We start from the raw sequence: 16,323 nt of genomic DNA on the forward strand, positions 1-16,323 counted from the left end.
GCGTTCTCTCGCCGTCGAAAGCCGCGCCGCCGAGGGAGAATGCAGCGGTCCTATGCTGGCTTTTCTGACCATTTTGCCATACACGACTTTTGGGAGGAACCTTAAATGTCGACAATAATTTCCCACTCTTTCAGCCTTCATGGCGTTCGCACGCTGGCGCTCACGGCCGGTCTTCTGGCCGCCGGCGCCGCACATGCGTTCACGCCGGAACGCGACGTCACCGTCGTCGTCACCAGTTCGGCGGGCGGCGGCAGCGACACCATCACTCGCATCCTGACCGACACCATCTCCAAGATGGACCTGACGGAATCGAACTTCGTCGTCGAGAACCGCACCGGCGGCAGCGGCGCCGTCGGCTACAGCTATGCCGCCAAGCGCGGCGAGGACCCCTATCTGTGGGCCAACATCGGCGTCAGCTTCTTCACCACGCCGCTGCTCGGCGAATCCCCGGTCACCTACAAGGACTTCAAGCCGCTCGCGGCCGTCTCCGAAGACCCCTACATCATGGTGGTCTCCAAGGATTCCCCGATCAAAAGCCTCCAGGACATCAAGGCGGCCGGCAAGATGATCTCCGGCACCACCGGCATCGTCGCCGATCCCGCGCTTCTGGCGCAGCGGCTGGAAACGGCGATGGGCATCGAGGCCGACGTCGTTCCCTTCGGCGGCGACGGCGAAGTGGTGGCGGCGCTGCTGGGTGGGCACATCGAGGTGCAGTTCGGCAATCCGAGCGAGGTGCTGCCGCTGATCCAGTCCGGCGACGTGCGCCCGATCGCGGTCAGCTCCGAGGAGCGGCTGCCGGCCTTCCCGGACGTGCCGACGATCAAGGAAAGCGGATATGACGTGGTGCTGACCCAGCTTCGCGGCTTCGTCATGCCCGCCAACGCCCCCGACGATGCCGTGGCCTACTGGGCCGACATCATCAAGAAGGCACTGGAAAGCGAGAACTGGAAGACGCAGTATCTCGACCGCTTCAAGGTCGTGCCGAAATACATGGCCGGTGCCGAGTTCGCCGCGGAAATGGACAAGCGCAACGCCGACTACACCGCGCTGATGACGACCCTCGGCCTCATCAAGTAACGATCACGCTGCGCCGGGCAACCGGCGCAGCCGCATGTCTTTAGGCATATCCGGGAGGATTTCATGAAGATCGCCCTTCTCGACCGCATGTTCACGATCGCAGCGCTCGTGCTCGGCCTTTACATCACGATCAGCGGCTGGAACTACGGCCTCTATCGCAATGCCGTGCCCGGTCCCGGCTTCTTCCCGGCGATCGCCGGCCTTCTCATGACCGTTCTCGCCGCCGCCATCCTCCTGCGCGACCTTGCCGGACGCGAACGGCTCAAGGGCGAGATCGTTCGGCCCGTCCTGCTCGGCATCGCCGGCGTCACCGCCGCCGTTGTCGGGTTCGTCTTCGCCGCGCCCTTCATCGGCATGGCCGCGGCGGCCGCGATCGCCATGATCGTCATCGGCTACCTCACCGAGGAGCCGCACCGCAAGGGCGGCAATTTCCGCTGGAAGCTCATAGGGCTCAGCATCGGCACCGTCATCGCCTGCCACATCCTCTTCGGCATGATCATCCGCGTGCCGCTCGTCACCGGCCCGCTCGGCTTCTGAGCCGCCGGCACGCAACCTCCACTGACGCGGGTCCCCGCGACCCCGGAGACTGTTATGGAAACGCTTACTCTGTTGGGACACGGCATCGCGACGGCCGCGACCGATCCCGGAATGCTCCTTGCCATCTTCGTCGGCGCCCTCGTCGGGCTCCTGATCGGCGCCCTGCCCGGCCTCGGGCCGACCGCCGGCGTCGCCATCATGCTGCCGGTGGCCGTCGGCTTCGAGCCGACCGTGGCGCTCGCCATGCTCGCCGGCGTCTATTACGGCGCGATGTTCGGCGGCGCCGTCACCTCGATCCTGCTCGGCATCCCCGGCGACGCGCCTTCCGTCATGACCGTGATGGACGGATATCCGCTGGCCAAGATGGGACAGGCCGGCCGCGCCCTCGGGCTCGCCACCTATGCCTCCTTCATCGGCGGTCTGATCGGTCTCATCGGCCTGACGCTGATGGCCAACGTCGTCTCACGATACGCGCTGATGTTCGGTCCGACCGAGATGACCGCGCTGATGGTGCTGTCACTCTCGCTCGTCGCGGTGCTCGGCACCGACGATCACCTGAAGAGCTTCCTGGCGCTCGGCATCGGCCTCTGGCTCGGCATGATCGGCCTCGACCAGATCATGGGTGGCCCGCGCTTCACCTTCGGCAGCATGGCGCTGCTCGAAGGCATCGAATTCTCGCTGATCGCCGTCGGCATGTTCGGCCTCGGCCAGATGTTCATGGCGCTGGAGGAGGAGACGCCTGACAAGGTTGATGCGGCCACCTACAGCTACCGCTCGATGCTCCCGCGGCTTGCCGACCTGGTGGCGACGAAGACCACACTCGTCGTAGGCTCGCTGATCGGCTTCCTGGTCGGCGTGCTGCCGGGCGCCGGCGCCACGGCATCCACGATGATGGCTTACGGCGCGGCCAAGAAGATGTCGAAGGAGCCCGAGACCTTCGGCAAGGGCGCGCTCGACGGCGTTGCCGCCCCCGAAGCCGCCAACAACAGCGCCTCCTACGGGGCGATGGTCACCCTGTTCACGCTCGGCATTCCCGGCTCGGCCACGACCGCGGTCCTGCTCGCCGGCCTGCTGATGGTCGGCCTGCAGCCCGGGCCGCGCCTGTTCCAGGAGCAGGGCGAGTTCGTCTGGACCCTGTTCGGCACCTTCTACATCGGCAATCTGGCGCTGGTGTTCATCACCATCCTTTTGACCCCGATCCTCGCGGCCGCGATCTTCGTCTCGCGCGGGTTGCTGTTTTCGATTGTGATGGGCATCGTCATCTACGGTATCTACAGCATCGACCTCAGCCTGGAGGCGCTGCTGATCATGGCCGTCTTCGGCGTGCTCGGTTATGTGATGGCGAAGCTGAAATATCCCGCCGTGCCGCTAATCATGGGCGTGGTGCTCGGCCCGCTCCTGGAGCTCGGCGTGCGCCGGACACTGATCGCCTCGCGCGGCGACCTCAGCGTCTTCTACTCGCATCCGATTTCGCTGACGATCTTCATCGCCACGGCGCTGGTCATCGTGATGCCCTGGATCAACCGCCTCTATCAGCGCGCCATGAAGCCCTCCCAGGCTTGACGCAGCGGGGAGTGGCGACACGAAACCGGCCACTCCCTGTCCCACCGTGACCTGCCGTGCCCTTGCGCGGCGACCGCCGCATCACGATCAAGGCGTCAAAAAGTCGTCGCGGCGCGGCGTGAACGTGTCGATCAACAGGCCGTCCGTCAGCGCCACCACCCCATGGACGAGATCGGGCGCAACGATGAAGCTGCTTCCGGGACCGAGGCGGGTCGTGACGCCATCCACGGTGACGTCGAAGCTTCCCTCTGCGACATAGCTTACCTGCGTGTGCGGGTGCGCGTGCAGCGCGCCGACGGCGCCCTTGTCGAAACGGAAGGCAACCAGCATCAGTTCCGGACGCTCGCTCAGGACTGCGCGGCGGTTACCCCGCGCAACTTCGGTCCAGACGATATTCTCAGGCAAGGCATAGTAAGGCATTTCGGTTCTCTCATCGGGCGAGCCAGCCGCCGTCGACCGGCAGGATGGCGCCATGGACATAATCGGATGCGGGAGCCGCAAGGAAGACCGCGGCACCGACCATATCGTCCGGCCGCGCCCAGCGCCCGGCCGGTATGCGTTTCAGGATATCGGCGTTGCGCTCCGGATCGGCACGCAGCGCCTCGGTATTGTTGGTCTCGACATAGCCCGGCGCAATGGCGTTGACGTTGATGCCCCTGGCCGCCCATTCGTTTGCCATCAGCTTGGTGAGCCCCGCAAGCCCGCTCTTGGCCGCGGTATAGGACGGCACACGGATTCCGCCCTGGAAGGAGAGCAGCGAAGCGATGCTGATGATCTTCGCCGGCCGCTCCGCCGCGATCGCCGCCTTCGCGAAGGCCTGGCAGAGAAAGAAGACGGACTTCAGGTTGGTGTCGAGCACCGCATCCCAATCCTCCTCGGTGAACGCGATGGCATCGGCGCGGCGGATGATGCCGGCATTGTTGACGAGGATGTCCGGCGTCGCACCGGCCGCAAGCGCTTCCGCGACGACTTGCGCGCCGATGCCCGCCCCGGACAGGTCAGCCATAACGGAAACGAACCGTCGCCCGGCGGATGCGACATCGGCCGCGGTCTCCGTCATCGGCGAGCGGCCGACGCCGACGATATCGGCACCGGCCTGCGCAAGACCGGTCGCAATCGCCCGGCCGATACCGGTATTGGCCCCGGTGACGATCGCCCAGCGGCCGGCGAGGTCGAACATGCTCATCGCAACGCTTCCATTGGCACCTTGTCCATGTCGGTGAAGCTCATGTTGTCACCGGCCATCGCCCAGATGAAGGCGTAGCGGCCGGTGCCGGCGCCGGAGTGGATCGACCACCCCGGCGACAGCACCGCCTCATGGTTCTTGAGCACGACGTGCCTCGTTTCACCCGGCTCGCCCATGAAGTGAAAGATCCGCGTAGTCTCCTGCATGCCGAAATAGAGATAGACCTCCATGCGCCGGTCATGCACATGCGCCGGCATGGTGTTCCAGACCGATCCCGGCTCGAACATCGTCAGGCCGACGAGCAGCTGGCAGCTCTCGCAGACGTCCGGATGCACATACTGGTTGATCGTGCGGGCATTGGATTCCTCCGCCGAGCCGAGGCTGACCTTCTTCGCCATGTCCCGCGTGATCAGCACGGTCGGGCAGGGCCGGTGCGCCGGCGCGCTCAGCAGGTAGAAGAGCGCCGGCGTGCCGGCATCTTCGCTCGCAAACTCCAGCGCCCCCGCGCCCAGCCCGACATAGAGCGCTTCGCGGGCGCCGAGAACATGCTTCGTGCCGCCGACGCTTACCGTTCCGCGACCGCCGATATTGACGATGGCCGCCTCGCGGCGATCGAGGAAATGCTCGGTCCCGGTCTCGGCGACATGATCGAGCATAAGCCGTCCGGAAACCGGCGACGCGCCGCCGACGATCATCCGGTCGAGGTGGCTGTAGGTCAGGCAGATTTCGCCCGGCCGGAACACGTCCTCGATCACGAAGCCGTCGCGCAGTCCCTGCGTGTCGCGCCGTGCGGCGTCTTCCGGCCCGACGGCCTGGCGTGTCTTCACGGAAATGGTCACAATATTTGCCTCTTGTCTTCAGGAGTGGCGTCAGGTCAGCACGACATATTCGGTCAGCTGGCTGATCGTGGTGTCGGCCTTCTGTACGTCGAACACCTTGGTGCCGTGGCTCATGATCACGAACCGGTCGCACACCTGGTAGGCGTGGTAGAGGTTGTGGGTGACGAGCACGCTGGACACGTTCTCGCCCTTGAGCTTCAGGACCTGGTTCAGGAGCGCCTCGGTTTCGCGCACCGAGAGCGCGGAGGTCGGCTCGTCGAGAAGCAGCACGCGCTTCTTGAAATAGACCGCGCGGGCGATGGCGACGGCCTGCTTCTGGCCGCCCGAGAGGTTGCCGACGAGGGTATCCGGGCTGTCGATGCCCGAGATATGGACTGCGTTCTGCAGCACCTCCATGGCGATCTCGCGCATTTCCCGCTGCCGCAGGAAGCCGAAGCGGTCCGTCAGTTCGCGTCCCATGAAGATGTTGCGGGTGATGGACAAAGAATCCACCAGCGCGGTGTGCTGGTAGATCGTCTCGATGCCGGCCTCGGCGGAATCCGACCGGCAGGTGAAGGTGGTCTTCCGCCCATCGACGCTCAGATGGCCGCTCGTGGGCTTGTGAATGCCGGAGATCAGGTTGACCGTGGTCGACTTGCCGGCGCCGTTGTCGCCGAGCAGGCCCACCACTTCGCCTTCCTCGACATGGAAGCTGAGGTTTCTCAGCGCGGTCAGCGCGCCGAAGCTTTTCGAGATGTTGTGCAGTTCGAGGAGATTGGCCCTGGACATCACGCAAGCCCCCGCCGCTCGATGAGATGGTTGAAGATGGCGGCCAGCACGATCAGCGTCGCGATGAACATGTCGAGATAGAAGCCCGGCGCACGCAACAGCAGGAGCACGTCGGTGATGGTGTGGATCAGGAGCACGCCGAGGAAGATGCCGATGATCGAGCCGCGCCCGCCCCGCAGCGACAGGCCGCCGATGACGCAGGCGGCGATCGCCTGGAGCTCGAGGCCCGCCCCCTGCCCCGGCTGCACGCTGCCGACCCGGGCGGTGGCGAGAATGCCCGCCATCGCCGCCATGCCGCCGGCGATGGCGAAGGCGACAAGCTTGACCCGGCCCGTATTGATGCCGATCGCCTCGGCCGCGGCGCGGTTGCCGCCGGTGGCGAAGACATGGTTGCCGAAACGGTGACGATGCAGCAGGAAATGAAAGCCGACGACGAAGAGGATGATCCAGATGAAGGCGGCGTTGATGCCGAACAGGCTGCCGGCGAACAGGCTGGAGAAGGCGGGCTCCGGATCGAAGCGCACCTGGACCGCACCGTTATAGAGCAGCACCGCGCCGCGCCAGAACAACAGGCCGCCCAGGGTGACGATGAAGGACGGCAGGCCGAAGCGCAACGTGATCTGGCCGTTCAGCATGCCGATCATCAGGCCGGCCAGGATGCCGAGGGGGGCTGCGATGAAGGCGCTCAGCCCGGCCTCGACCAGCGAGGCCATCAGGATGGCGGTGAAGGTGTAGACGGAACCGATGGACAGGTCGAACTCGCCGGCGATCATCAGGACACCCGCGCCGAGCGCAAGGCATCCGAGCACCGGGATGGCCTTCATCAGGATCGTCAGGTTCTGCGGCGAGAGATAACGGAATTCGTCCGGATAGAGCAGCGCGCCGACGATGCAGACGATCTGCAGGGTGGCGAAGACGAGAAAGATCGCCCCCGCCGGCATGGCGACGATTTGCCCGAGGATCGATTGTCTCCGGGTCCGCGAACGTGGCGCGGCACTTTCTGCGAGAATGGGTGTCACGGTCTGGCACTCGATCGTTTGAGAACGGGGAGCCGGCCGGACTGGCGGACGGCCCCCTTCGAAGGTGGTTAGCGGAAGCTGCCGATCAGCGGCTTCACCGAACCGATCCGCGACTTGTCGAGGAAGGCGCCCTGCCCGGTATCGACATCGGTCGGGGTCAGCCCGTATTTCTTCGCAAGCGCGATCTGGGCGATCGGGTAGTAGCCCTGCAGGTAGGGCTGCTGGTCCATGGTCGCGAACATCGCCCCGGACTCCACCGCATTGACGATCTCGACGGCGAGGTCGAACCCGCCGAAGGGAATGTCGACGCCGGCGTCCTTGATGGCGTTGGCACCCACGGTCGAGGTGACCGAGCCGGTCCCGAACAAGGCCTTGACGCCCGGATTGGCGACCAGGAACTGGGCGATGATGTTCTGGGCTTCCGCCGGGTCGAGCCCGGCCCGCACCGTCTCCACCTTGATGCCGTTCTCGGTCATGGCCTTCTCGATGCCGCCGCCGCGTGCGACCGCGAAGCTCGCCTCGGGGATCTCGCGCGGATTGAACACCACGTCGCCTTCCTTCAGGCCGAATTCCTTGATCATGCGGTTGCCGAGTTCATAGCCCGAGGCGAACTCGTCCATGCCGACATAGGCCTGGCGGCAATTGCCCTTGGCGCCTTCCAGATCATCATTGTTGAAACCGATGACGATGATACCGGCCTCGACCGCAGAGCAGATGCTCTGGTCGAAGGCGTCCGAACTGGAGATGGCGACGGCGATGCCGTCGACGCCGGCGGCGGTCGCGCTCTCGATCAGATCGTTCTGCCGGACCGGATCGTTGTTGGCATACTGCACGTCGAGATCGACGCCGAACTGGGCGGCGGCGTCTTGTGCACCCTTCACCACCGGATTAAAGAACTGGACACTCGGATCGAGGTAGATGATCATCGTGGCCTTGACGTCCGCGGCCAGCGCCGTGGATGCCAGCATGACGGTAAGGCCCGCGGCGAGCGCCGCGGTTCTCAACCTGGTCAGTTTCATTTGCGTATCCTCCCTTTGGATGTGCAATGCAGGGTCGCAAGACCCAAGTCTCGGCTGGCGGGCTCCGACCAAAGATCACGCCAGCCGAGATTTTCCTCCCGGACCTCCGCCTTCCTCCAAAGGCGGACATCCTGAACTTTCGCTATCAGGCGGTTCCGAACCAGGGCGCGGGGCGCCCGAGGGTCACGTGGATTCCCTTGAACTGCGAGTATTCGTCGAAGCCGTAGCGGCCGAGTTCGCGGCCGAGGCCGCTCTTCTTGTAGCCGCCGATTGGCAGTTCCGGCGTGCCGTCGATAACGCTGTTGACCCAGCAGCGGCCGGCGCGGATGCGGCGGATGCTCTGCAGCGCGTTTTCGAGATTGGTGGACCAGACGCAGGCGGACAGGCCGAATTCCGAGGCGTTTGCGAGCGCCACCGCCTCGTCCGCAGTTCTGAAGGTCAGCGTCGACAAGACCGGCCCGAAGATCTCCTCCCTGGCGATCGCCATATCCGGAGTCACGCCGGCAAACACCGTCGGCGCATAGTACAGTCCGGTATCGCGACCGACCCGCTCGCCGCCGAGCAGCAGCCGCGCGCCCGCCTCCAGGCCGGCCTCTACATAAGAGTGCACCTTTTCCGTATGGGCCTCGGAAATCATCGCGCCGATCTTCGTGCGCTCGTTCAGCGGATCGCCGAAGGTGACCTTTCTGGAGATCTCCAGCACGCGCTCCATCAGCGCATCGCGGATGCCCTCCTCGACCAGCAACCGGCTGCCGGAAATGCAGCACTGGCCGGCATTGTGGTAGACGCCGTAGGCGATGCCGTCCGCCGCCGCGTCGAGGTCGGCATCGGCAAAGACGATCTGCGGCCCCTTGCCGCCGAGTTCCAGGCCGACGCGCTTGACGGTGCGGGCAGCGATCTCGCCGAGCCTGGTGCCGACGCGGACGGAACCGGTGAAGGCCACCATGTCGGTGCTGGGATCTTCCGCCAGCACCTGGCCGGCCGGATCGCCGTAGCCGGTGACGACGTTGAAGACGCCGTCGGGGATGCCCGCCTCGCGCGCCAGTTCCGCCATGCGGATCGAGGTGCCGGAGGTGAATTCCGAGGGTTTCAGCACGACCGTGCAGCCGGCGCCGATCGCCCACGGCACGCGCTCCGAGGCGATGATGAAGGGAAAGTTCCAGGGCGTTATGATGCCGACGACGCCGACGGGCTCGCGCAGGACGAGGCCGATCCTGTCGTCGCCGATATTGTTGTGGCTCTGGCCCTCGAGCGCACGGGCCTGCCCGGCCGCATAGGCCCAGAGATCGGCGCAGAATCCGATCTCGCCGCGGGCCTGCGCGATCGGCTTGCCGACCTCGAGGCTCTCGATAAGGGCCAGTTCGTCCTGCCGTTCGAGGATGAGATCGGCGACCTTGAACATCAGGCGGGAGCGCTCGGCGCCCGACATGCGCGGCCACGGGCCGGTGTCGAAGGCACGGCGGGCCGCGGCGATCGCCTTCCTCACATCATCGGCGGAAGCATCCGGCCATGTGCCGACGACCACGCCGGCGTGACCGGGGCTGACGCGGTCGATCGTCTTGCCCGATGCCGCATCGACGGACTTGCCATCGACAAGCATCTGATAGCGCGCTTTAGTATTGAGCCGCGGATCACGGGTATCGGGTGCAATGAAATTCGTCAGCAATATCTCTCCCAGGCCGGGCGCAATGCGCCGACCCCTCCTCGTTCGTCCGGTCTTCGAGGGACCGGATTTATGTTGCACTTGAGTTGTATGGTACTGTATGGTGGTTTGAAATGGATGTCAACGCATGGCGGCAGCGAAAGATATGAACCTCGAATCCCTGAAGATGGAAACCGGCGGGACGGCAGCCGCGCAGGTGGAGCGCGACCTGCGCGAGATGATCATCCGGCTCGAGCTCGCCCCGGGCACCCGCCTCTCCGAGCAGGAGATCGCGACACGGATGGGCGTCTCGCGCCAGCCGGTGCGCGAGGCGCTGATCGCGCTCGGCAAGTCCAGGCTGGTCGAGATCCGCCCGAACCGGGGAACCGTGGTGGTCCGCATCTCGGCGCGGCACATGATGGAAGCCCGCTTCGTGCGCGAGGCGCTCGAGGTTGCCGTCGCGCGCCGCGCCAGCGAGAATTTCGACGCCTGGACGCGGCGCCGGATCGACACGATCCTTGCCCGGCAGAAACTGGCGATGGAGGCCGACGACCACAACGCCTTCCGCCGTGAGGACGAGCAGTTCCACATTGCGATCGCCGCGGGCGCCGGCTGCAGCCTCGCCTGGAACGCCGTCGCCGACATCAAGGCGCACATGGACCGGGTCTGCAATCTTCAGCTACGCCACCCGGATTCGATGATGCGGCTGATCGGGGAGCACGAGGCCATCATCGCCGCCATCGATGCGAAGGATGGCGACGGATCGGCCCGCGCCATGCGAAGCCACCTGAACGGCATTCTGGCCGACCTGCCGCAGATAGAGGCGGACAATCCGGACCTGTTCGAATAGACGAAATCGGCCGCACCTTCCCCCTGGGCACGCACGATCAGGCGGTCGGCGAGCCATCCGCGCGATGCGTGCTGATCGCTAGAGCGCCCTCCCGGCCATGCGCCGTGCCTCGACTTGCCGCCGTTCAGGATCGGCGTGACCGGGCAGAGGTCCAGGGATACGCCAACACTTGCATACTAGTCTACTAAGTGTTAGCTCTGGCGTGTTTCAAGCGGCCTAAAAGGGGAATGATATGCGCCAGACGTGGCGGTGGTTTGGTCCGAAGGACCTCGTCTCGATCGACGATATGCTGCAGGCGGGCGTCGAGGGGGTCGTCTCCGCGCTCCATCACGTGCCCACCGGTTCGGTCTGGACACCCGGGGAAATCGTCGAGCGTCAGCGCGTCATCGGATCGAAGACGGACGGTGCGCCCTCGGGGCTTGCCTGGGAAGTGGTGGAAAGTCTTCCGGTGTCGGAGGACATCAAGAAGCAGAAGGGCAACTGGAAGGCGCATATCGCCGCCTGGAAGGAAAGCATGACGAACCTCTCCCGCGCCGGGATCGAGGTCATCTGCTACAATTTCATGCCGGTCCTCGACTGGACGCGGACCGATCTCGCCTATCGCCTGCCGTCCGGCGCCACCTGCATGCGTTTCGACGTGGTCGATTTCGCCGCCTTCGACATCCATATCCTGGCCCGGCCCGGCGCTGCGGAGAGTTTCCCCGATTTCGTCGTGGCAGAGGCCGCGCAGCGTTTCGCCGACATGGACGACGACCGCCGCCGCGAGCTTGCCGGCAATGTCGTCTTCGGCCTGCCGGGCGCGGCCGAATCCTTCACGCTGGAGGACGTGCGGGCCCACCTTGCGGAATACGATTCCATCAGCGCGGAAAGCCTTCGCACGCATCTGGTCGACTTCCTTTCCGAAGTCGCGCCGCTCGCGCAGGAACTCGGCGTGCGGCTCTGCTGCCATCCGGACGATCCGCCGTTCCCGCTTCTCGGCCTGCCGCGCGTCATGTCGACCGAGGCGGATTATCGCCGCGTCATGGAGGCGGTCGACCTGCCGGCAAACGGGATCACGCTTTGCACCGGTTCGCTCGGCACGCGCCATGACAACGACCTGCCCGGCATGATGAAGCGACTGGGCAGCCGCGTGCACTTCCTGCACCTACGCAATGTCCACCTCGAAACCCCGCATTTCGGCGGATCGTTCTATGAGGCCGGCCATCTGGAAGGCGGTACGGACATGGTGGCGATGATCGACGCGATCCTCGCAGAAGAGCGCGCGCGCAAGGCTGCAGGCCGGACCGACTGGCAGATCCCGATGCGCCCCGACCACGGACAGGACATCCTCGACGACCTGAAGCGCAAGGCGCAACCCGGCTACCCGGCCATCGGGCGCCTGAAAGGGCTGGCCGAACTTCGCGGAATCATGACCGCCCTCGACCACCCGCTCGTGCACGGTGCGGGCAAGTGAGGCTCTCGGCGGCAGCGAGGCCCATGCCGGACCATCCGGCGCACTGGCCCGGCTATCGGCCCGAAGACACGGGAACGGGAATCGTCCATCTCGGGCTCGGCGCCTTCGCGCGCGCCCACATCGCCGCCTACACCGATGGTGCGATCGCGGCTGACGGCGACGACTGGCGGATCGTCGGAGTATCGCTCCGCGGCGAGGACGTGGCGAATGTGCTGAACCCGCAGGACGGCCGCTACACGCTGATCGAACGGGGGGAGAAGCCACAGGCGCGCGTCATCGCATCGATTGCAGGCGTCATCGCCGGCAACGGCCTGAGCGACCGCGTGCTCGCAGCCATCTCCGACCCCGGCTGCCGCATCGTCAGCACCACCGTGACCGAGAAGGGCTACGGCCTCCTGCGGAGCGGCGGATGCGATATCGGCCATCCGACGGTTGCCGCCGATCTGCTGAACCCGTCGTCCCCCCGGGGCGTACTGGGCCTGATCGCCCAGGGCCTTGCCCTGCGCTTTGCCAACGGTCTTGCTCCGTTCGCCGTGCTGTGTTGCGACAATCTGCCGGAGAACGGCCCGCTGCTGCGGGCCGCGGTGGTCGATTTCGCCCGCCGCGCGCACGGTCCCGCCCTTGCCGACCGGATTGCGGCCGAGGTGTCGTTTCCGGCGACGATGGTCGACCGCATCACCCCCGCGTCGACGGCGCGAACGCTTGCGGATGCCGAAGCGCTGACCGGCTACGAGGACCGGGCGGCCGTCGAGACGGAACCCTTCAGCCAATGGGTGATCGAGGACGATTTCCCGTCCGGCCGCCCGTCTTGGGAAAAGGCCGGCGCGCTTTTCGTGCCGGATGTCGCTCCCTATGAGAAGATGAAGCTGCGGATGCTGAACGGCAGCCATTCAATGCTGGCCTATGCGGGCTTTCTGAGCGGCAAGACCTATGTCTGCGACGTGATGGCGGATGCCGCGCTGAACGGCCTCGTCCGCCGCCACATGACGGCCGCGCGGGCGACCTTGCCGACGATCGCCATGGACCTCGATGCCTATGCCGCATCGCTTTGTGCGCGCTTTGCCAATCCGGCCATCGCCCACGAGACCCGGCAGATCGCCATGGACGGCACGCAGAAGCTGCCGCAGCGCATATTCGCGCCCGCCCTCGAAACGCTCGCGCGGGGCGGAAATACCGCTCCTTTCGCCTTCGCCACGGCCGGCTGGATGCGCTATGCGCTCGGCCGGGACGACGGGGGGAGTTCCTATCCGTTGAACGATCCGCGCGAGGCGGAACTGCAGGCAGCCCTCGCGGGCAGCGGGATGGAAAGCCCTGCGGCCGTCTTCTCCGCGCTGGCAGCGATACCCGATCTTCTGCCCGAGGCGCTCGCCGAAGGGACCTTCGCCGATGAGACGATCCGGCGGCTGGAGCGGATGCTCACGCTCGGGATGGCGAAGGCAATCGCCGCGGAAGCCGAATGACGTTTCCCGTCGCCTTCCCGGGACGCGGGAGGACCGGCGTCAGATGTCGTTGACGATGAGATCCGGATAGCGGGCGGAAAGCTGTTCCGTCACCTTCAGCACCTCCGAAAGGTGGTCGCGGACCGCCTTCTCTGCAGCGTCCGGATCCCGGGCGCGGACGGTTGCGATCATCCGCTCGTGCTGGGCAATCAGGACGGCGACAGGCGTCACGTTCGGAAGGCTGAGGAAGCGCAACCGGTCGAACTGTGCCTTCTCGCGTTCAAGCACGGACCAGATGTCGCCCACGGCGATCGCCTCGGCGAAGGCCCGGTGGAAGGCGTCGTCTGCATCGGTAAAGAGGATGGAGTCTTCGCGGGCCTCATGCTGACGCGTCATGATGGCATCGAGTTTCGCCAGCACCTCCGCAGACAGGCCGTCCGTCGCAGCCTTGCGGAACACGGCGACCTCGATGGCCTCGCGCACGAAACGCGCGCGCCGCACGGCACGCAGCGAGATCGGGGTTATCAGCGTGCCGCGTTGCGGCCAGGCCTTGACCAGTCCTTCGTCCACGAGCCGCAGGAGCGCCTCGCGAACCGGCGTGCGGCTCGTGTTAAAGCGACGCGCCAGCTCGTTCTCGGAAACCTTGACGCCGGGCATCAGCCCCAGGGTGATGATCTCGTTGCGAATGATGCCGTGAATGTCGTCGACGCTCGCCGGCATTCCGGCGACTTCGGCTGCGGCCCTGCCAGGTTGGCCCTGTGCCAATCGGTCCTGTGCCGGCATCCCGCTCATCCGTCCCAACCGAGATGGCTGAGGAAGTCGCGGGTACGAGTGGTCTGCGGGGCGTCGAAGATCTGCTCCGGCGGTCCCTGCTCCACGATCTGCCCGTTCGCGAAAACGACCACGTGGTCGGCGACCCGCCGGGCAAAGGTCATCTCGTGCGTCACCACCACCATCGTCATGCCGTCATCCGCCAGCCGCTTCATCACATTCAGCACCTCGCCGATCGTTTCCGGGTCGAGCGCCGAAGTCGGCTCATCAAAGAGCATGACTTCGGGCTCCATGGCAAGGGCACGGGCAATGGCGACACGCTGCTGCTGGCCGCCCGAAAGGTTGGCGGGATAGTTGCCCGCCTTGTCGGAAAGGCCGACCTTGGCGAGCAGTGCTTCGGCCCGCGTCCGCGCCTGTTCTTCGCTGAGGCCGAGAACCGTCATCGGACCCATCATGATGTTGCCGAGAGCCGTCTTGTGCGGGAACAGTTCGAAATTCTGGAACACCATACCCATGCGCTGTCGGATGAGCCGGGTCTTGCGCGGGTCCTTCGACAGCGGCATGCCGTCGAAATAGACCTCGCCCGAAGTCATGGTCTCAAGGCCGTTGGTGCAGCGCAACAGCGTGGATTTTCCCGATCCGGACGGGCCGATCAGGCAGACGACCTGGCCACGGCGGACCTCGAGAGTGACCCCGGCGAGCGCGACGAACTCGCCATATTGCTTGCGGACGTCGCGGTATTCGATCACGACCTCCGGAAGCGCTGCGCCCTGCGGGAGTTTGACAAGCGTGTCAGTCATTCGGTGACCCCGTATTTGCGGTGGATCCAATCCACGATCTTGGCCTGCGGATAACCGAGCAGCCAGTAGATGGCAGCCATCGCGGTGAGCATTTCGATGACCCGGAAGGACTGCGAGCGGATCTGCAGCGCGGTGTGCGCCAGGTCCCCGACGGCAATCACGGAGACCAGCGAGGTGTCCTTGAAGAGCGTGACCCAGGTGGTCGCCAGGATCGGCAGCACCCGGCGCCAGGCCTGCGGCAGGACGATCTTGCGGAACGCCTCGCCCTCGCTCATGCCGAGCGCCAGCCCCGCTTCCGTCTGGCCCTTGCGGATCGAGCGGATGCCCGAGCGGAAGGTCTCCGAATTATAGGCGGTATTGTTGAGAACGAGCGCCACCAGGCCGGTGAGGAACGGCGAGAAGCCGACGCCGGTAAGGATGGGCAGTACGTAGAAGGCCCAGTAGACGACGAGGATGATGGGAACGTTCCGCATCAGTTCGACATAGGCCGTCGCTAGCGCGGAGACTGGCTTCAGCCGGGAATCCCGCAAGAGCGCGACGACGATCCCGAGGGGAACGGCGAGCACCATCGTCAGGACGGTCAGGCCGATGGTGACGAGCGCGCCCTGCCAGAGGGCCCCCATGCTTTGCCAGATGATGGACCAATCGAATGTCATGACCGCCCCAGGAAGGAAATGCGGCGATAGATCATGTCAATGCCTCGGGTAAGCGGGAAGATGACGATGAAGTAGAGGATCATCACCGTGGTGAAGACCTCGACCGGCGCATAGGTCTGGCCGGCCACCGCATCGGCCCGGCGCATGAGCTCCGGCACGGCGATGACGGTCGCAATAGCCGTGTCCTTCACTGCAAGCGACAGCAGCGAACCGAAGGCCGGCAGCATTCTGACGACCGCCTGCGGCATGACGATCTTGCGGAGGATCTGCGCGCGGGTCATGCCGAGCGCCATGCCTGCGCGCACCTGGCCGGGGCGGACCGACTGGATGCCGGCCCGCACGACCTCGGCCACATAGGCGGCAAGGTGGGCGGAGAGCGACAGAAGTGCCGACCAGAAGGGCGGAAGGTTGAGACCCGTCGCGATCGGCAGGGCGAAATAGACCCAGACCAGTACCACCAGGACCGGGATGGCCCGCATCGAATCGATATAGAACACGATGACGGCACTCAGCCAGCGCGGCCCGTAGAGCCGCCCGAGAGCGAGCAGCGTGCCGGAAAACAGGCTGAGCACGGTCACGCCGGCGGCAAGCAGGAGCGTGACCCCGAGCCCGCTGAGAAGAAACCGCCAGCTGTCCAGCACGGCGGAAAGGTTCAGTTCCATGATCTTTCTCCGAAAGGAGCGCGGCCGGCGGGATCACCGGCC

The 16,323-nt window shown here is 65.5% G+C and carries 17 protein-coding genes; 6 read left to right on the plus strand and 11 right to left on the minus strand.

Going from position 1 to position 16,323, the window contains the following annotated elements:
• The first annotated feature begins 105 nt into the window (after window positions 1–105).
• The 3 genes from OCK02_RS08275 (at window position 106) to OCK02_RS08285 (ending at window position 3,177) form a co-directional block, all read left to right on the plus strand.
• Window positions 106–1,077 carry a tripartite tricarboxylate transporter substrate binding protein gene (locus OCK02_RS08275; protein ID WP_263812617.1) on the plus strand — a complete coding sequence of 324 codons (972 nt, stop codon included), beginning with the start codon at window positions 106–108 and terminating at the stop codon, window positions 1,075–1,077.
• 63 nt (window positions 1,078–1,140) lie between these two features.
• The gene (locus OCK02_RS08280; protein WP_263812618.1) at window positions 1,141–1,614 is read left to right on the plus strand and encodes a tripartite tricarboxylate transporter TctB family protein; all 474 of its coding nucleotides are present in this window, start codon (window positions 1,141–1,143) and stop codon (window positions 1,612–1,614) included.
• Between the two features lie 54 nt (window positions 1,615–1,668).
• Window positions 1,669–3,177, plus strand: a complete 1,509-nt coding sequence (locus tag OCK02_RS08285; RefSeq protein WP_263812619.1) for a tripartite tricarboxylate transporter permease — start codon at window positions 1,669–1,671, stop codon at window positions 3,175–3,177.
• Window positions 3,178–3,264: 87 nt separating this feature from the next.
• On the opposite strand, the gene OCK02_RS08290 is transcribed toward OCK02_RS08285, so the two are convergent.
• From OCK02_RS08290 to OCK02_RS08320, 7 genes are all read right to left on the minus strand, one after another.
• Window positions 3,265–3,597 carry a cupin domain-containing protein gene (locus tag OCK02_RS08290; protein ID WP_263812620.1) on the minus strand — a complete coding sequence of 111 codons (333 nt, stop codon included), beginning with the start codon at window positions 3,595–3,597 and terminating at the stop codon, window positions 3,265–3,267.
• 10 nt (window positions 3,598–3,607) lie between these two features.
• The gene (gene kduD, locus OCK02_RS08295) at window positions 3,608–4,363 is read right to left on the minus strand and encodes a 2-dehydro-3-deoxy-D-gluconate 5-dehydrogenase KduD (RefSeq protein WP_263812621.1); all 756 of its coding nucleotides are present in this window, start codon (window positions 4,361–4,363) and stop codon (window positions 3,608–3,610) included.
• Entirely contained in the window at window positions 4,360–5,202 is an 843-nt protein-coding gene (gene kduI / locus OCK02_RS08300) for a 5-dehydro-4-deoxy-D-glucuronate isomerase (RefSeq protein WP_263812622.1), read from the minus strand. The genes kduD and kduI overlap by 4 nt, the downstream gene beginning before the upstream one ends.
• A gap of 30 nt (window positions 5,203–5,232) precedes the next feature.
• Window positions 5,233–5,970: an ATP-binding cassette domain-containing protein gene (locus OCK02_RS08305; protein WP_230806582.1), complete on the minus strand. Its 738-nt coding sequence runs from the start codon at window positions 5,968–5,970 to the stop codon at window positions 5,233–5,235.
• A complete protein-coding gene (locus OCK02_RS08310; protein ID WP_263812623.1) occupies window positions 5,970–6,989 on the minus strand; it encodes an ABC transporter permease in 1,020 nt (339 codons plus the stop codon). The genes OCK02_RS08305 and OCK02_RS08310 overlap by 1 nt, the downstream gene beginning before the upstream one ends.
• 68 nt (window positions 6,990–7,057) lie before the next feature.
• Window positions 7,058–8,008: a substrate-binding domain-containing protein gene (locus OCK02_RS08315; protein ID WP_230806580.1), complete on the minus strand. Its 951-nt coding sequence runs from the start codon at window positions 8,006–8,008 to the stop codon at window positions 7,058–7,060.
• A 145-nt stretch (window positions 8,009–8,153) separates the two neighbouring features.
• Window positions 8,154–9,674, minus strand: a complete 1,521-nt coding sequence (locus tag OCK02_RS08320; RefSeq protein ID WP_263812624.1) for an aldehyde dehydrogenase family protein — start codon at window positions 9,672–9,674, stop codon at window positions 8,154–8,156.
• A gap of 124 nt (window positions 9,675–9,798) precedes the next feature.
• Between OCK02_RS08320 and OCK02_RS08325 the strand changes: the two genes are divergently transcribed.
• The 3 genes from OCK02_RS08325 (at window position 9,799) to OCK02_RS08335 (ending at window position 13,413) form a co-directional block, all read left to right on the plus strand.
• Window positions 9,799–10,500: a GntR family transcriptional regulator gene (locus OCK02_RS08325; RefSeq protein WP_230806578.1), complete on the plus strand. Its 702-nt coding sequence runs from the start codon at window positions 9,799–9,801 to the stop codon at window positions 10,498–10,500.
• 232 nt (window positions 10,501–10,732) lie between these two features.
• Window positions 10,733–11,953: a mannonate dehydratase gene (uxuA, locus tag OCK02_RS08330; RefSeq protein ID WP_263812625.1), complete on the plus strand. Its 1,221-nt coding sequence runs from the start codon at window positions 10,733–10,735 to the stop codon at window positions 11,951–11,953.
• A 23-nt stretch (window positions 11,954–11,976) separates the two neighbouring features.
• Complete coding sequence (locus OCK02_RS08335; protein ID WP_263812626.1) at window positions 11,977–13,413, plus strand: mannitol dehydrogenase family protein; 1,437 nt, start codon at window positions 11,977–11,979, stop codon at window positions 13,411–13,413.
• A 39-nt stretch (window positions 13,414–13,452) separates the two neighbouring features.
• Here the strand turns inward: OCK02_RS08335 and OCK02_RS08340 are convergent, their stop codons facing one another.
• The 4 genes from OCK02_RS08340 to OCK02_RS08355 all read right to left on the minus strand — a co-directional run bounded on the left by OCK02_RS08340 (window position 13,453) and on the right by OCK02_RS08355 (window position 16,281).
• Window positions 13,453–14,112, minus strand: coding sequence for a GntR family transcriptional regulator (locus OCK02_RS08340; protein WP_263812627.1), 660 nt, complete (start codon window positions 14,110–14,112; stop codon window positions 13,453–13,455).
• Between the two features lie 68 nt (window positions 14,113–14,180).
• Complete coding sequence (locus OCK02_RS08345) at window positions 14,181–14,912, minus strand: amino acid ABC transporter ATP-binding protein (protein ID WP_318530117.1); 732 nt, start codon at window positions 14,910–14,912, stop codon at window positions 14,181–14,183.
• Window positions 14,913–14,959: 47 nt separating this feature from the next.
• Window positions 14,960–15,619, minus strand: coding sequence for an amino acid ABC transporter permease (locus OCK02_RS08350; protein ID WP_230806573.1), 660 nt, complete (start codon window positions 15,617–15,619; stop codon window positions 14,960–14,962).
• On the minus strand, window positions 15,616–16,281 hold the full coding sequence (locus tag OCK02_RS08355) for an amino acid ABC transporter permease (protein WP_263812629.1): 666 nt from the start codon (window positions 16,279–16,281) through the stop codon (window positions 15,616–15,618). The genes OCK02_RS08350 and OCK02_RS08355 overlap by 4 nt, the downstream gene beginning before the upstream one ends.
• Window positions 16,282–16,323 lie beyond the last annotated feature (42 nt).

The sequence above is a fragment of the Rhizobium sp. TRM96647 genome, assembly GCF_025780115.1.
In the GTDB taxonomy this organism is placed as follows: Bacteria; Pseudomonadota; Alphaproteobacteria; order Rhizobiales; family Rhizobiaceae; genus Mycoplana.

Excerpts from the sequence above, each read along its gene's own strand:
- OCK02_RS08275 (WP_263812617.1), top strand. The coding sequence starts at position 106 with ATGTCGACAATAATTTCCCACTCTTTCAGCCTTCATGGCGTTCGCACG.
- OCK02_RS08280 (WP_263812618.1), top strand. The coding sequence starts at position 1,141 with ATGAAGATCGCCCTTCTCGACCGCATGTTCACGATCGCAGCGCTCGTG.
- OCK02_RS08285 (WP_263812619.1), top strand. The coding sequence starts at position 1,669 with ATGGAAACGCTTACTCTGTTGGGACACGGCATCGCGACGGCCGCGACC.
- OCK02_RS08290 (WP_263812620.1), bottom strand. The coding sequence starts at position 3,597 with ATGCCTTACTATGCCTTGCCTGAGAATATCGTCTGGACCGAAGTTGCG.
- kduD (WP_263812621.1), bottom strand. The coding sequence starts at position 4,363 with ATGAGCATGTTCGACCTCGCCGGCCGCTGGGCGATCGTCACCGGGGCC.
- OCK02_RS08305 (WP_230806582.1), bottom strand. The coding sequence starts at position 5,970 with ATGTCCAGGGCCAATCTCCTCGAACTGCACAACATCTCGAAAAGCTTC.
- OCK02_RS08315 (WP_230806580.1), bottom strand. The coding sequence starts at position 8,008 with ATGAAACTGACCAGGTTGAGAACCGCGGCGCTCGCCGCGGGCCTTACC.
- OCK02_RS08325 (WP_230806578.1), top strand. The coding sequence starts at position 9,799 with ATGGCGGCAGCGAAAGATATGAACCTCGAATCCCTGAAGATGGAAACC.
- uxuA (WP_263812625.1), top strand. The coding sequence starts at position 10,733 with ATGCGCCAGACGTGGCGGTGGTTTGGTCCGAAGGACCTCGTCTCGATC.
- OCK02_RS08335 (WP_263812626.1), top strand. The coding sequence starts at position 11,977 with ATGCCGGACCATCCGGCGCACTGGCCCGGCTATCGGCCCGAAGACACG.
- OCK02_RS08340 (WP_263812627.1), bottom strand. The coding sequence starts at position 14,112 with ATGCCGGCGAGCGTCGACGACATTCACGGCATCATTCGCAACGAGATC.
- OCK02_RS08350 (WP_230806573.1), bottom strand. The coding sequence starts at position 15,619 with ATGACATTCGATTGGTCCATCATCTGGCAAAGCATGGGGGCCCTCTGG.
- OCK02_RS08355 (WP_263812629.1), bottom strand. The coding sequence starts at position 16,281 with ATGGAACTGAACCTTTCCGCCGTGCTGGACAGCTGGCGGTTTCTTCTC.